This is a genomic window from Yoonia sp. SDW83-1 (assembly GCF_046762885.1).
Lineage (GTDB): Bacteria > Pseudomonadota > Alphaproteobacteria > Rhodobacterales > Rhodobacteraceae > Yoonia.
This window is the reverse complement of the sequence record NZ_JBKQXO010000008.1, coordinates 97,274-111,560: the sequence shown is the minus strand read 5'-3', so window position 1 is coordinate 111,560 and position 14,287 is coordinate 97,274. Positions and strand designations below refer to the sequence as shown.

Annotated in this window: 14 protein-coding genes; 6 read left to right on the top strand and 8 right to left on the bottom strand. The window is 60.6% G+C overall.

The window, feature by feature from the left end:
* Positions 1–12: 12 nt before the first annotated feature.
* The 4 genes from ACFWW4_RS11975 to ACFWW4_RS11960 all read right to left on the bottom strand — a co-directional run bounded on the left by ACFWW4_RS11975 (position 13) and on the right by ACFWW4_RS11960 (position 3,655).
* A complete protein-coding gene (locus tag ACFWW4_RS11975) occupies positions 13–1,068 on the bottom strand; it encodes a HesA/MoeB/ThiF family protein (RefSeq protein WP_411891065.1) in 1,056 nt (351 codons plus the stop codon).
* Positions 1,065–1,478, bottom strand: a complete 414-nt coding sequence (dut, locus tag ACFWW4_RS11970; RefSeq protein ID WP_411891183.1) for a dUTP diphosphatase — start codon at positions 1,476–1,478, stop codon at positions 1,065–1,067. The genes ACFWW4_RS11975 and dut overlap by 4 nt, the downstream gene beginning before the upstream one ends.
* Positions 1,479–1,516: 38 nt before the next feature.
* Positions 1,517–2,710 carry a bifunctional phosphopantothenoylcysteine decarboxylase/phosphopantothenate--cysteine ligase CoaBC gene (gene coaBC, locus ACFWW4_RS11965; protein WP_411891064.1) on the bottom strand — a complete coding sequence of 398 codons (1,194 nt, stop codon included), beginning with the start codon at positions 2,708–2,710 and terminating at the stop codon, positions 1,517–1,519.
* 66 nt (positions 2,711–2,776) lie between these two features.
* A complete protein-coding gene (locus ACFWW4_RS11960) occupies positions 2,777–3,655 on the bottom strand; it encodes an RNA polymerase factor sigma-32 (protein ID WP_393931546.1) in 879 nt (292 codons plus the stop codon).
* A gap of 92 nt (positions 3,656–3,747) precedes the next feature.
* On the opposite strand from ACFWW4_RS11960, the gene cobU reads away from it, so the two are divergent.
* From cobU to ACFWW4_RS11940, 4 genes are read left to right on the top strand one after another with little or no spacing between them, the layout of a single operon-like run.
* The gene (gene cobU, locus ACFWW4_RS11955) at positions 3,748–4,272 is read left to right on the top strand and encodes a bifunctional adenosylcobinamide kinase/adenosylcobinamide-phosphate guanylyltransferase (RefSeq protein ID WP_411891063.1); all 525 of its coding nucleotides are present in this window, start codon (positions 3,748–3,750) and stop codon (positions 4,270–4,272) included.
* Entirely contained in the window at positions 4,269–4,832 is a 564-nt protein-coding gene (locus ACFWW4_RS11950; RefSeq protein WP_411891062.1) for a histidine phosphatase family protein, read from the top strand. The genes cobU and ACFWW4_RS11950 overlap by 4 nt, the downstream gene beginning before the upstream one ends.
* A 58-nt stretch (positions 4,833–4,890) precedes the next feature.
* Entirely contained in the window at positions 4,891–5,583 is a 693-nt protein-coding gene (locus tag ACFWW4_RS11945; protein ID WP_411891061.1) for a glutathione S-transferase, read from the top strand.
* Between the two features lie 41 nt (positions 5,584–5,624).
* A complete protein-coding gene (locus ACFWW4_RS11940; protein WP_411891060.1) occupies positions 5,625–7,139 on the top strand; it encodes a YifB family Mg chelatase-like AAA ATPase in 1,515 nt (504 codons plus the stop codon).
* Here ACFWW4_RS11940 and ACFWW4_RS11935 read toward each other — a convergent pair.
* The 4 genes from ACFWW4_RS11935 to rsmI form a co-directional block, all read right to left on the bottom strand.
* A complete protein-coding gene (locus tag ACFWW4_RS11935) occupies positions 7,109–7,996 on the bottom strand; it encodes an alpha/beta hydrolase (RefSeq protein WP_411891059.1) in 888 nt (295 codons plus the stop codon). The genes ACFWW4_RS11940 and ACFWW4_RS11935 overlap by 31 nt on opposite strands.
* Before the next feature lies 1 nt (position 7,997).
* Positions 7,998–8,942: a glutathione synthase gene (gene gshB, locus ACFWW4_RS11930; RefSeq protein WP_411891058.1), complete on the bottom strand. Its 945-nt coding sequence runs from the start codon at positions 8,940–8,942 to the stop codon at positions 7,998–8,000.
* A 69-nt stretch (positions 8,943–9,011) separates the two neighbouring features.
* Positions 9,012–9,368: a YraN family protein gene (locus tag ACFWW4_RS11925; protein WP_393931534.1), complete on the bottom strand. Its 357-nt coding sequence runs from the start codon at positions 9,366–9,368 to the stop codon at positions 9,012–9,014.
* The gene (rsmI, locus tag ACFWW4_RS11920; RefSeq protein WP_411891057.1) at positions 9,365–10,225 is read right to left on the bottom strand and encodes a 16S rRNA (cytidine(1402)-2'-O)-methyltransferase; all 861 of its coding nucleotides are present in this window, start codon (positions 10,223–10,225) and stop codon (positions 9,365–9,367) included. The genes ACFWW4_RS11925 and rsmI overlap by 4 nt, the downstream gene beginning before the upstream one ends.
* A 102-nt stretch (positions 10,226–10,327) precedes the next feature.
* On the opposite strand from rsmI, the gene ACFWW4_RS11915 reads away from it, so the two are divergent.
* Together ACFWW4_RS11915 and ACFWW4_RS11910 are read left to right on the top strand one after the other, a co-directional pair.
* Complete coding sequence (locus ACFWW4_RS11915; RefSeq protein ID WP_411891056.1) at positions 10,328–11,503, top strand: penicillin-binding protein activator; 1,176 nt, start codon at positions 10,328–10,330, stop codon at positions 11,501–11,503.
* Positions 11,463–14,273 (top strand): [protein-PII] uridylyltransferase, encoded by a 2,811-nt coding sequence (locus tag ACFWW4_RS11910; RefSeq protein WP_411891055.1) that lies wholly within the window; start codon positions 11,463–11,465, stop codon positions 14,271–14,273. Before ACFWW4_RS11915 ends, ACFWW4_RS11910 begins: the two co-directional genes overlap by 41 nt.
* Positions 14,274–14,287 lie beyond the last annotated feature (14 nt).

Below are 14,287 nucleotides of genomic sequence, written 5' to 3'. Positions count from 1 at the left end.
GCAGTATGATCTTCAGCCTTTGGCTTGCAAGCCCCTGCCGCCGCAAACCGCACAATCCGCACGCGGTTTGACCGCGATGGTCCGGCTCTGGGCATAAAGCGCGTCATAAATCAGCAACCTGCCCCCCAGCCCATCACCGGCACCGGTGATCACCTTCAGCGCCTCAACCGCCATCATCGCGCCGATCACGCCGGGCAGCGGGCCGATCACGCCAGCCTCGGCGCAACTCGGCACCAATGCCGCATCCGGGGCGGTGGGGAAAACGCATTCGTAACAGGGGGTTCCATGCGCCGGATCATACAGGCTGATCTGACCTTCCCACTGCGTCAGCGCCGCCGCGATCAGCGGCTTGCCCAGCGCCACGGCGGTCCGGTTCACCAGATAGCGCGTGTCGAAATTATCCGTGCCATCAAGGATCAGATCATAATCGGCAAACAGATCGGCAGCGATGTCTTCGTCCAGCCGCCGCTGATACGGGCGCACGGTGACAAACGGGTTCTGCGCCCGCATCGCCTCTGCCGCCGAATGGACCTTGGGCATCCCGATATTGCGGTCCAGATGGATCACCTGCCGCTGCAGATTGGCATTCTCGACCACATCATCGTCAATCACACCAATCGTGCCGACACCCGCCGCCGCCAGATACTCCAACACAGGCGCGCCAAGCCCCCCGGCCCCCACGACCAGCACCCGCGCATCGCGCATCGCCTTCTGGCCCGGGCCACCCACCTCGCGCAGGATGATGTGGCGGGCATAACGCTCAAGCTCGGTATCAGAAAACGTACCCGGTCGCGCCACCGGCGTCTCCTTTTCGGCAATCCGGGCACGCAACCCGCCCAGAAACCTGCGATATCCCCAGACAATGAAACCAAAGGCAATGAATAACGCCCACAGCCGGGCATCGCCCCCTGTCGCCTCGCGCAACGGGTGGCCAGCGGGAAGCACAACATGCAGCATCATGACCCCAACCAGAAGGATCGCCAGCATGGTCCAGCGCGCATGATAGGGCGCCTTCATCGCAATGCCGATGCCCCACAGGGTGGCCGCCATCGCCCCCACCATAATCATAAGCCGGTGGACCCAAATCCGCCGGGGCCACGCACCGTGCTGTTCAGGAACGCGACCTCCTTGAACGTGGCCTGCACCACGGGCGCTGCGACCATCTGGGCGATACGCATGCCATGGGTCACGGTGAAATATTCCGCGCCAAGATTGACCATGATCACCCCCACCGGCCCGCGATAATCACTGTCAATCGTGCCCGGCGTGTTGAGCAGCGTGATCCCGTGTTTCAGCGCCAGACCAGACCGCGGTCTGATCTGCACCTCGAACCCGTCAGGGATCGCCATGCGCAATCCTGTCGGGATCAGTTGCCGGGCACCAGGGGGCAGTTCCACCGACCGCTGATCCGGCAGGTTCGCACGAATATCGGCACCCGCAGCACCGGCGGTTTCATATGACGGCAACCCGAGCGACATATCGGCGCCCGCATCCCACTGAAACTGGATTTCGGGCGTCACGCAATCGCCTCAGCAATCCGTTCGGCCAGCGCAACCGCGACCGCATCCTTGCTCATCCACGGCCAGTCTTCGGCACCTGCATCCGTGATCAGCGTCACCGCATTTTCGGACCCGCCCATGATCCCCGTCGCAGGCGACACATCATTGGCGACGATCCAGTCACACCCCTTGCGGGCACGCTTCGCCGTGGCATGGGCAACCACATCATCCGTTTCAGCGGCAAATCCGACGACCAGTTTCGGGCGACCGCTCGTCATCTGCGAAACCGTCGCCAGAATGTCCGGGTTTTCCGCAAATTCCAGCTTTGGCAGCCCGCTGCCATCCTTTTTGATCTTGCTTGCACCAGCATTGGCCACATGCCAATCAGCGACGGCGGCAGCAAAAACGGCGGCGTCAGCAGAAGGGGCACCTTCGACCGCCTCCAACATTTCCTGCGCGGTCTGGACGCGGATCACATGCACACCCTGTGGCGGCGGCACATCCGCCGGGCCGGTCACAAACGTCACTTGCGCACCCAATCCCGAAAGCGCGCGGGCAATCGCCGTGCCCTGCGCGCCCGACGACCGGTTCGCGATGTAACGGACGGGATCAATCGGTTCATGCGTCGGGCCAGAGGTGACCAGCACATGCTTGCCCTTCAACGGCCCATCCGACAAGGCCGCATCAATTGCATCAATGATTTCTGGCACTTCCGCCATCCGGCCCGGGCCAAATTCACCGCAAGCCATGTCACCTTCGGTCGGGCCGACAACCAGCACACCGTCACTTTGCAACGTGGCGAGGTTCCGCTGTGTCGCGGCATGTTCCCACATCCGCACATTCATCGCGGGCGCAATCAGCACCCGTTTGTCGGTCGCCATCAAGAGGGTCGAGGCAAGGTCATCCGCATGCCCCCCAGCCATCTTGGCCATCAGATCCGCCGTCGCCGGAACAACGACCACCAGATCAGCCGCGCGGGACAGCTCGATATGGCCCATCTCGGCCTCATCAGTCAGATCGAACAGATCCTGATACACCTTCGCGGCCGACAGCGCCGACAGGCTCAGCGGGGTGACGAACTCTGTCCCCGCACGGGTCAGCACCGGGGTGACGCGGCAGCCGCGCTCGCGCAATCTGCGGACCAGATCCAGCGCCTTGAACGCCGCGATCCCGCCCCCCACAATCAATAGGATATGTCTGTCAGCCAGCATTTGGCGTCTCCGGTATCTTGCGATCCGACACTAGGTCAGAAGATACCGGAAACACAATGTCAGGCGTCACGCAAAAAAAGCGTGGACCTCATGGCTCTGCGCCTCAAGGCTCTTGCGCATCTTGCCAAAGGCAGCGGCCTCCAACTGGCGCACCCGCTCCTTGGACAGGCCAAGCTCGGTTCCAAGGCTTTCCAGCGTCCTTGGGTCATCGCGCAGTTTGCGTTCGCGCACGATGAACTGCTCGCGGTCGTTCAATGCGGTCAGGGCCGTCACAAGCCACTGGCGCAATGTTGCATTGTCATGGCTGTTGGCAACTGTTTCGGCCGCCTGCGGACCATTGTCCTCAAGCGCGTCAATCCATTCGCGACCTTCATCCTCGGTCGATTGCGTCGCATTCAGCGAAAAATCAGAGCCTGACAAACGGCCTTCCATCATCTCCACATCGTGCAACGGCACACCAACCTCGGTCGCGATCAACTCGCGCATTTCTTGGCGGTCCAACTCGCGACCTTCGGCTGCGGCCTCACGCTCCAGCCGGGCCTGCACGCGGCGCATGTTGAAAAACAGCGATTTCTGCGATGATGTCGAACCGGTCCGCACCATCGACCAGTTACGCATCACGTAATCCTGGATCGATGCCTTGATCCACCAGACCGCATATGTCGAAAACCGCACGCCACGATCCGGGTCAAACTTGTCAGCGGCCTTCATCAGGCCGACCGACGCTTCTTGGATCAGATCGTTCATCGGGGCACCATAGCGCTTGAACTTGGAGGCCATGGAAATCGCCAGCCGCATATAGGCGGTAATCAAACGATGCAGGGCCTGTTCGTCGCGCTGATCACGCCACGCATAGGCTAGCGCCAGCTCGGTTTCGGCATCCAGCAACTCTGCTTTCATCGCGGTACGCGACAGTGTTTGATCAGAAAAACCCATAGCGGCCATGTTATTTCTCCCAGATTGCGTGCGATGCATTAACTTTGTTGGTCAATTTAGTTACGCAAAGACTAACGATCTGGATCAAACAAAGTTGCGTCATGGCACTGGAAAAACTCACATTTGTACTAGGCGGCGCGGCATCCGGCAAATCAGCCTTCGCCGAAAGCCTTGTTTTACAGGGCGGATTGGACCCGGTCTACATCGCCACAGCACAGGTCTTTGACGATGAAATGGCAACCAAAGTTGCGCGCCATCGCGACATGCGCGGCAATAACTGGACCACAATCGAAGAACCCATCGCCGTCGCCAGCACTCTCAAACAGATCGGCCCCGACCATGCCGTTCTGATCGATTGTGCCACGCTCTGGCTCACCAATATCATGCTCGCCAAACACGATATCGCCGCCGAATGTTCCGCATTGATCACCGCGCTGCGCACCTGTCGCTGCCCTGTGGTGATCGTCTCGAACGAGGTCGGACAGGGGATCGTTCCCGAAAATGCGCTGTCACGCAATTTCCGCAACGCCCAGGGCACGCTCAATCAGGCCATCGCGGCAGAGGCTGAGGTCGTCGTCGCGGTCATGGCCGGGCTTCCACTCATGCTCAAGGGCAGCCTGCCATGACCCGGCTCTGGCTGGTCCGGCACGGGCCAACCCATGCCAAATCCATGGTCGGATGGTCCGATCTGTCCGCCGATCTGTCCGACACCGCCGCGATCGCACGGCTGCGGGATTACCTGCCAGACGCCCCCGTCGTGTCATCGGATCTGTCACGCGCCACCGCCACGGCTGATGCCCTGACACCGCAGCACCGGCTGCGCCACAACCCCGCCTTCCGCGAAATCCATTTCGGCGCGTGGGAACTGCGCAAATTCTCCGAGGTCGAGGCCGAAGACCCCGACACCATCCGCGCCTTCTGGGAACAACCGGGGCACATCGCCCCACCCGGCGGTGAAAGCTGGAACATGGTCCGGGCCCGGGTCGATGACGCCATCGACAGCTACCTGACCCACGACAACCTGATCGTCGTGGCCCATTTCGGCGCCATCCTGACACAGGTGCAGCGGGCGTTAGGGATCGGGGCTTATGCCGCCTTCAGCCACAAGATCGACAACCTGTCCGTCACCGATCTTTGCTACGATCAGGGGCAATGGCAGGTCGGCCGGATCAATCACTGCCCGTGATAGCCAAATTCAATTTTCATCGTTAGGCGCGCGATCCGCATCCGGCTATGCATGCGCCATGACATATGAACTCTATATCGGTGATCGCACCTTCAGCAGTTGGTCCTTGCGGGGCTGGCTAATGCTGGAAAAATTCGGCCTGCCCTACAACACACATCTGGTCGGGCTCTACGCCGGAACCTACCGGGACGAACTCGCCCATCTGGCCCCTGCCCGAACCGTACCGACGATGCAAACGGCAGAGGGCCATGTGCTCACCGACAGCCTCGCCATGGCCGAAACGCTGGTGGAAAATCACCCCGATATCGACCTTTATCCGCGCGACCCGGCAGCCCGGGCGCTGGCCCGGTCGATCACGGCAGAAATGCACAGCGGCTTCATGGCATTGCGAGAGGCGTGCCCGAACATGATCACCCATGTCTGGAAAGGGTTCAAACCGTCCGACGCCGTGCAGGCTGATCTCGACCGGATCGAGGAACTCTGGGCGCTGGCGCGCAAACGACACGGGTCCGGTGGGCCATGGCTCTTTGGGCAATACAGTCTCGCCGATGTGTTCTATGCCCCCGTCACCTTGCGTATGACCGCCTACGGACTGCCGATCAGCGACGCGGCGCAACGCTATGTCAACGCCCACCTGTCAGACCCCGCATTTCTAACCTGGCGCGAGGCGTCCAAATCCGAAATCTACGACCCATGGCCTTATCCAATGCCGCTTGACCGCCTGCCCTGGCCAGACGTTAACCATTCCTAAACCACGCCCCACTACCCGTTAACCATATCGGGGAGATGGCGATGGTCGCAAAGGCCTATACAGTAGCATTTGAAGGGATCGAGGCACGGCTGGTCGAGGTGCAATGCGCCGTCAGCCCGGGCGTCCCGGCCTTCTCTGTGGTCGGCCTGCCGGACAAGGCCGTGTCAGAGGCCAAGGAACGGGTGCGCGCCGCACTGACCGCCATGGCCATTGCCCTGCCGTCGAAGCGGATCACGATCAACCTGTCGCCCGCCGACCTGCCAAAAGAGGGATCGCATTTCGACCTACCCATTGCGCTGGCACTGCTAGCCGCGCTCGAAATCATTCCGCCGGAAGACGCCGAACAAACGGTCGCCTTGGGCGAACTCTCACTTGATGGCGCGCTGGTCGCGGTCGTCGGCGCCTTGCCCGCCGCCATGGCCGCCGCGAACGATGACCGCACGCTGCTCTGCCCGCAAGCCTGCGGCGCAGAGGCCGCGTGGGTTGGGGCCGCCAACGTCATCGCCCCCCGAACACTGGCCGATGTGGTGCGGCACTACACCGGCCAATCGGTACTCAACCCCTCCGAACCGGGTGAGGTGCATAACCGCGCAGAAAACAAGGACCTGTCCGAAGTCAAAGGTCAGGAACGGGCCAAACGCGCGCTCGAAATCGCCGCCGCCGGGCGGCACCATCTATTCCTGGTCGGCTCACCCGGGTCCGGCAAATCCATGCTGGCCGCCCGCATCCCCGGCATTCTGCCACCCCTGACTCCGGCCGAGGCGCTGGAAACCTCCATGATTCACTCGCTTTGCGGTCTGCTGGACGAAGGCGGGATCAACCGCGAACGGCCCTTTTGCGAACCGCATCACACTGCCTCCATGCCGGCGATTGTCGGCGGCGGACGCACCGCCAAACCCGGCCAGATCAGCCTTGCGCATAATGGCGTTCTCTTCATGGATGAATTCCCGGAATTTGCGCGCACCGTTCTGGAAACCCTGCGCCAACCCATCGAAACCGGTGAGGTCGTGGTCGCCCGCGCCAACGCGCATGTCCGTTACCCTTGCCGTTTCATGCTAGTCGCCGCCGCAAACCCCTGCAAATGCGGGTATCTGGCCGATCCGGGCCGGGCCTGTACCCGCGCCCCGGTCTGCGGCGAGGATTATCTGGGCCGTATATCCGGCCCGCTGATGGACCGGTTTGATCTGCGGGTCGAGGTCCCGCCAGTGGCCTTCACCGATCTTGACCTGCCTGAAGATGGGGAAAGCTCCGCCACTGTGGCAGCACGGGTTGCCAAAGCGCGCCAGACCCAGACCAAACGCTATGACGCGCGCGACGATATCCGCGTCAACGCCGATGCCGAAGGTCACATTCTTGAGGAAGTCGCAACACCCGACACGGAAGGGCGCGAACTGCTCATCAAGGTCGCCGAACGGTTCGGGCTGTCCGCCCGCGGCTATCACCGGGTTCTGCGGGTGGCACGCACCATCGCTGATCTGGACGGCTCCGACACCGTACGCAAACCCCACGTGGCTGAGGCGGTGAGCTACCGGCTCGCCATGACGAAAGAGGTCTGAACAAAATCCGCAATCTCGCGCAACGCCGCTCCTGCCTCTGGAATATAGCCATCGAACATTTGCCAGACATGCGGGACGTCGTCCCAGACACGCAGCAGCGCGGCATCACCCAAAACATCCGCCATGCGCCTTGCATCATCCAGCAGCGCCTCGCCCCCGCCCACCTGGATCAACACCGGCGGCGGCGTATCGAACCGTGCAAACAACGGCGATGCACGGGGATCGTCCGCGGCAGCGCCCTGCAGATACCGCGCCACCAGTTCCGGCATCCGGCCGACCGGCAGCAACACCTCTTCGCGCGACCGCAAGCTGTCGCCGCAAAGCGTCATATCCGTCCACGGCGACATCGCAAAACACGCCGCAGGACGGGTGCCACGTGCGCAAAGCCGCACCAGCAGCGCCAGCATCAGACCGCCCCCGGCACTGTCACCGCCAAGGACAATGTCGGACGGAAGATACCCCTTGGCCAACAGCGCATCCCAAGCGCCTACCGCATCATCAAACGCCGCCGGAAACGGGGTGTCCTGCAACAACCGGTAATCCGGGGCGCAAACCCGCAACCCGGTCAGTTTCGCAATCCGGCCCAGCAAACCCCGATACGCAACCCCACTGCCCACAATGAACGCGCCACCATGCAGGTACAGGATCACGCGCCGGGGATCAGTCCTTCCGACACTGATCCAATGCAGGCGCAAATCGCCCGCCCGCTCGGTCAGATGGCAGATAAACGGTGGTGCCCGAAACAGGCGCGGACCGATCCGGTCAAACGCGCGAGCCTGCCGTTCCGGCGACCGCGCGCGACCCAGAACAGGCCGGACAGCGTAGCGCAGCCAGGCATTCAGGATACGTAAACGCATATCAGCCAGCGCGACGCGCCTCGATCGCGATCCAGATCTTTTCGGCGATATTCACCCCGTCGAACCGCTCAAGTTCCTGAATACCAGTGGGCGAGGTCACGTTGATCTCGGTCAGCCAGTCACCGATCACGTCGATGCCGACGAAAATCTGACCTTTCTCCCGCAACAGCGGGCCGATCCGGGCACAAATCTCGCGGTCGCGGTCGGTCAGTTGAACCTTCTCAGGCCGCCCCCCCACATGCATGTTCGACCGTGTTTCGCCAGCAGCCGGCACACGATTGATCGCCCCCACAGGCTCGCCATCGACCAGGATAATCCGCTTGTCCCCTTTGGAAACGGCAGGCAGAAATTGCTGCATAATCAACGGCTCGCGGTTGATACCCGTGAACAGCTCATGCAGCGATGCGAGGTTGCTGTCTGCATGGGCCAGCTTAAACACACCGGCACCACCGTTTCCATAAAGCGGCTTCAGGATTACATCGCCATGCGCCTCGCGAAACGCCCGCAATGTGGCAAGGTCGCGGGCAATCATCGTCGGCGGCGTCAGATCAGGAAACTGCAGCACCAACAGCTTTTCAGGATAATTGCGGACCCAGAACGGATCATTCACAACCAATGTCTCAGGATGCACCATATCCAGAATATGTGTCGTGGTGATGTATCCCATATCAAAAGGCGGGTCCTGGCGAAGCCACACCACATCCATATCCGCCAGATCGACGACCTGCGCGTCACCCAAACGGAAATGGTCACCCTTGATACGCTGAACGGTTAGCGGCCAACCGCGTGCAACCACCTGGCCCCGATCATAAGCCAGCTTATCGGGTGTATAATAGAAAAGCTGATGACCTCGCGCTTGGGCCTCTTCCGCTATGCGAAACGTGCTGTCCGCATCGATATCGATCGGCCCAATCGGGTCCATCTGAAAAGCTATCTTCAGCGCCATGGCCGACCTCATGCATATCAAAGCTGAGGTGATACATGGCGCAGTCAGCCCGCTGGTGCAATGGCTGCGTCAGGCCTCCATGAACGCATTCTCGATCACTTTGACGGCGCCGTACCCATCCACCATCGCCAGATCAAAGCGCATATCGGTCAATTGACCACGCGGTTCGCCCGCCAGAAATTCAGCCGCCGCACCGCACAGCCGATCCATCTGACGACGGCCCAGACGGCTGGCCGCACGCGCAAATGTCTTGCTTTTCTTGACCTCAACAAACACGACCGTCTCGCCATCGCGCATGATCAGATCAATCTCACCACTTTGGCCCCGCCAACGCCTTGCCGCCAGACGATGCTGCCTGCGCCCATAGTCGCCCGCAACGATCTCTTCCGCAGCCAGGCCGGCTTGATAACCCGTTTGTCCTGTCATTCATATTCTCCCAGTTTGAGGGCCACCTGATAAACCTGTCTGCGTGGCAGCCCAAGCGCACCGGCCACGACCGTGGCTGCATCCTTGACCCGCATGGTTTTCATTGCATCCCTCAACGCCGTCTCTACATCCATTTCGGCCACATCCGTCGCACCTGCACGGCCCACAAGTACAACCAATTCGCCCTTCACCGACCTCTCGCCAAAGGCCGCTGTCAATTCGCCCAAAGTGCCCCGACTGATCTCTTCAAACCGTTTTGTCAGTTCCCGACAGACAACCGCCTGCCGTTCCTCTCCCAGAACATCACGCAAATTACCTAACATTTCACTAACGCGTTTCGGGCTTTCATAAAACACCAGCGTAAATGGGATATCGCGCATCGCCGCAATCTCGGTTTCGCGCTGCTGTCTTGCCGCGGGAAGGAACCCAACAAACGCAAACCTGTCAGTTGGCAAGCCTGATACAGTCAGCGCGGCCAGCACCGCCGACGCCCCCGGCGCGGTCGTCACGGGCAATCCTGCGGCAATCATTGCCCGGCCCAGCTCATAACCCGGATCGGCAACCAAAGGCGTACCCGCCTCGGACACGTAAGCGACCGACTTACCGCCCGCCACAGCCGCCACCAACCCGTTTATGGCCCCCTCGCTGCTATGATCATGAAAGGCCACAACCTTGCGCCTATTCAACGGAACGCCATGAATTTCCATCAGTTTTCGCGCCGTGCGGGTATCCTCTGCAGCGATTAGATCAGCCGAGGCCAGGATATCCAGCGCCCGCAAAGTGATATCCCGCGCCGACCCGATTGGGGTAGCTACAAAGTATAACCCGGCAGAGAGTGGCTTGCTGACATAATTCATCGCTGGACCCGCGTGCCCCCTGCTTTATGATGTGCCCCGAATAGCAGCGATGCCCGGGCACAGATCCGGCAACCGCGGCGCCATCCAAGGGGGATATCATTTATGTTTGCTCGTTTCAGCCAGGCCCGCAACCCGGCGGCGCGGTTTTTTGCCTTTATGTCACTGATGTGGCTTGCGGCCTGTGACCCCGTCCTGTCAACCACGGCCAATGTCGGCCCGCAAATCGATGCCGATGACCCCGTGCAGGTGGCCCTTCTGGTACCCGGTGGATCAGGCGCGGGCAGCGATGCATTCCTCGCACAAAACCTTGAAAACGCGGCCCGGCTGGCCATTGCCGATCTCGATGGGGCGGATATCCGGTTGCGGGTTTACAACACCGGTGCGAGCCCCGCACTTGCCGCCGATGTGGCCCGTGCCGCCGTCAATGACGGTGCACAAATCATTCTGGGACCGCTTTTCGCCGAAGCCGCCAATGCCGCAGGCGTGGCCGTGGCCGACCGTAATGTGAACGTGCTGGCATTTTCCAACAATCCGACGATTGCAGGCGGCAATGTCTTTATCCTTGGCAACACGTTCGACAATACCGCAAACCGGCTGGTGCAATATGCCAACCGGCAGGGGATCAGCCGCTATCTGGTTCTGCATGGGGATGATGTGGCCGGCAATCTGGGACGCGATGCCATCACAAACGCAGTGCAGCGCAATGGATCACAGGTCGTCGCCACAGATAGTTATCCCTTGTCACAGCAGGGCATCTTTACATCGACCCGGCGGATCGTGTCATCGGCCCGCAACGCCGATGCGATCTTTATGACCGCAGGCGTCAACGCCGACCTGCCCATTCTGGCGACCGCCCTACCAGAGGCCGGGATTGACACCACCAGCACCCGATTCATCGGACTGACCCGCTGGGATGCGGTACCGCAGGCCGCCGCGCTGCCCGGGCTGCAGGGCGGTCTGTTTGCCATGCCGGATCAATCCACCGCCGCGCTTTTCGCCAATCGCTACGCTGCTACCTATGGGGAAAACCCGCATCCGCTGGCGGGGCTCGCCTATGACGGGATTGCGGCAATCGGTGCGCTGGTGGCAGCTGGCAATGACCAGGCGCTGACCAAAGGCGCATTGACCAGCCCGCAGGGTTTCCGGGGCACAGCGGGCGTGTTCCGGCTCTTGCCCAACGGGCTCAACGAACGCGCGCTGGCAATTGCAACAATTCAAAACAATCAGGTGGTCGTCCTTGAACAAGCCCCCAGAAGCTTTGGCGGCGCAGGATTCTGATCCTGCCGACACGCTGACAATAGCTGCGCCGGACGGTTTGATCTGTCCGGCGCCTGTCATTTTCGATACACCCACCGTGTCAGCCGCCATCGCCGAGGCGGCAAGCAATGCCACGTCCGAGATGGACCTGCGCAGTGCTGTCGTATCGATCTTAGGCAAGGCGCGGCAAGATGGGCGGACAGCCATTGCCACGGCTTTCCAGGCACAGCCCTTTGCCGCGCGGCCCGCGACCCGCAGCTATAGCTGGCTGACCGATCAGATCGTCACGCAGGTGCTGCACATCGCCATGCGCCACCTTCACCCACTGCCCAACCCGACCGAAGGCGAAAAACTGTCGCTGATCGCCGTGGGCGGCTATGGCCGCGGCGAAATGGCAGGGTATTCTGACGTCGACCTGCTGTTCCTGACGCCCTATAAAATGACCCCATGGGCAGAAAGCGTCATCGAATCGATGCTGTACATCCTCTGGGACCTCAAGCTGAAGGTCGGCCATGCCAGCCGCACGATCAGCGAATGTATCAGACTGGCGCGCGACGACTATACCATCCGAACCTCACTAGTCGAATACCGCTATCTGGCAGGCGACGCCGCCTTGGCCGAGGAGCTGGGCAAGCGGCTTTGGAAAGATCTGTTCAAATCGACCACCGCCGAATTCATTGATGCCAAGCTTGAAGAACGGGCCGAACGTCACCGCAAGCAGGGCGGGCAGCGTTACGTGGTCGAACCCAATGTAAAAGAGGGCAAGGGTGGGCTACGCGATCTGCAATCACTATTCTGGATCAGCAAATACGTACACGGGGTCAAAGACGCCGCCGATCTGGTCGACCTCAAGGTTTTCACCCCGGAAGAATTCGAAACATTTGTTACAGCAGAGGATTTCCTCTGGGCCGTGCGTTGCCATCTGCACCTGATCGCCAACAGGGCGATGGATCAGCTCACCTTCGACATGCAGGTCGAGGTGGCGGCCGCCATGGGCTATACCGATCACGGGGGCAGACGGGCCGTCGAACATTTCATGCAGGCCTATTTCCGGCAGGCGACCAAGGTCGGCGAACTGACGCGGATCGTGCTGACAGCGCTCGAGGCGGATCACACTAAACCTGAACCCATGCTCGCCCGGTTGCTCAGCCGGCGCAAGAAGGCCAAACCGCCCTATGCTATCAAACAGAACCGGCTGACGGTCGCCGACGAAAAGGCCTTCTTCGCCGACAAGCTCAACATGCTGCGGATCTTCGAAGAGGCGCTGCGCACCGGCACCCTGCTACACCCGGATGCGATGCGACTGCTCTCGGCCAATCTCGACTTGATTGACGAAGACATGCGTCAGGACAAGACGGCGACACGCATCTTTCTTGACCTGATGCTCAAACACGGCAATCCCGAACGGGGGCTGCGGCGGATGAATGAACTGGGTGTGCTCGATGCGTTCATACCCGAATTCGCGCCCATCGTCGCCATGATGCAATTCAACATGTACCACCACTACACGGTGGACGAACACACGATCCAATGCATCAGCAACCTGGCCCAGATCGAACGCAAGGAACTTATCGAGGAACTGCCCGTCGCCTCGGGCATCCTGGAACGTGGGGTCAACCGCAAGGTGCTCTACGTGGCTCTGCTCCTTCATGATATCGGTAAAGGCCGGAACGAGGATCATTCGATCCTCGGCGCGCAGATCGCGCGCAAGGTGGCGCCCCGTCTTGGGTTGAACAAGAAAGACTGCGAAACAGTCGAATGGCTCATCCGCTATCATCTTCTGATGTCAGACGTCGCCCAGAAACGGGATATCTCTGAACCGCGGACGGTGCGTGGCTTTGCCAACGCGGTCAAATCGGTGGAGCGGCTTGATCTGCTGACAGTGCTGACAGTCTGCGACATCCGGGGCGTCGGACCCGGCACATGGAACAACTGGAAGGCCGTTCTGATCCGCAACCTTTACAAGGCGACCAAGAACGCCCTTCAAACCGGGATTGAGGATATCAACCGCGAAACCCGCGAAGTCGAAGCGAAACGCGCCCTGCGCGATGCGCTCGCCGATTGGGCACCCAAGGACATCAAGACTGAAATGGGGCGGCACTACGGACCCTATTTGCAAGGGATGCCACTGGCCGCTCAGGTCATTTTTGCCGATATGCTGCGTGACATCGCGGATGACCAGATCAAGGTTGATCTGATGCTCGACGAAGACCGTGATGCGACAAGGGCCTGTTTTGCCATGGTCGATCACCCCGGTCTCTTCAGCCGGATGACCGGTGCGCTGACCCTTGTGGGTGCCAATATCGTGGACGCGAGGACCTATACGACCAAGGATGGCTATGCCACAGCCGTGTTCTGGATACAGGACAATGACGGCAATCCTTACGAGGAAGCACGTCTGCCCCGCCTACGCGATGTGATCGTCAAAACGCTCAAGGGCGAGGTCGTGCCGCGCGACAAATTCAAGGACAAGGAAATCAAGAAACGCGAACGGGCGTTCAAGGTGCCCACCAACATCACTTTCGACAACGAAGGGTCCGACATCTACACCATCATTGAGGTCGATACACGTGACCGCCCCGGACTTCTGTTCGATTTGACACGAACTCTTGCACATAATCACGTCTATATTGCCTCTGCAGTCATCGCGACTTACGGGGAACAGGTGGTGGATACATTCTATGTCAAGGACATGGTCGGGCTGAAATACCATTCCGAACCCAAACGCAAAGCGCTGGAACAGAAACTGCGCGACGCGATCAGCCAGGTCGCTGAGCGGGCCGGCGCATGACGAGGCATCATAAG

Bases quoted from the DNA above. Each gene is read 5' to 3' on its own strand.
- ACFWW4_RS11975 (WP_411891065.1), bottom strand. From the start codon at position 1,068: ATGATTATGGTGGGGGCGATGGCGGCCACCCTGTGGGGCATCGGCATT.
- dut (WP_411891183.1), bottom strand. From the start codon at position 1,478: ATGTCGCTCGGGTTGCCGTCATATGAAACCGCCGGTGCTGCGGGTGCC.
- coaBC (WP_411891064.1), bottom strand. From the start codon at position 2,710: ATGCTGGCTGACAGACATATCCTATTGATTGTGGGGGGCGGGATCGCG.
- ACFWW4_RS11960 (WP_393931546.1), bottom strand. From the start codon at position 3,655: ATGGCCGCTATGGGTTTTTCTGATCAAACACTGTCGCGTACCGCGATG.
- cobU (WP_411891063.1), top strand. From the start codon at position 3,748: ATGGCACTGGAAAAACTCACATTTGTACTAGGCGGCGCGGCATCCGGC.
- ACFWW4_RS11950 (WP_411891062.1), top strand. From the start codon at position 4,269: ATGACCCGGCTCTGGCTGGTCCGGCACGGGCCAACCCATGCCAAATCC.
- ACFWW4_RS11945 (WP_411891061.1), top strand. From the start codon at position 4,891: ATGACATATGAACTCTATATCGGTGATCGCACCTTCAGCAGTTGGTCC.
- ACFWW4_RS11940 (WP_411891060.1), top strand. From the start codon at position 5,625: ATGGTCGCAAAGGCCTATACAGTAGCATTTGAAGGGATCGAGGCACGG.
- ACFWW4_RS11935 (WP_411891059.1), bottom strand. From the start codon at position 7,996: ATGCGTTTACGTATCCTGAATGCCTGGCTGCGCTACGCTGTCCGGCCT.
- gshB (WP_411891058.1), bottom strand. From the start codon at position 8,942: ATGGCGCTGAAGATAGCTTTTCAGATGGACCCGATTGGGCCGATCGAT.
- ACFWW4_RS11925 (WP_393931534.1), bottom strand. From the start codon at position 9,368: ATGACAGGACAAACGGGTTATCAAGCCGGCCTGGCTGCGGAAGAGATC.
- rsmI (WP_411891057.1), bottom strand. From the start codon at position 10,225: ATGAATTATGTCAGCAAGCCACTCTCTGCCGGGTTATACTTTGTAGCT.
- ACFWW4_RS11915 (WP_411891056.1), top strand. From the start codon at position 10,328: ATGTTTGCTCGTTTCAGCCAGGCCCGCAACCCGGCGGCGCGGTTTTTT.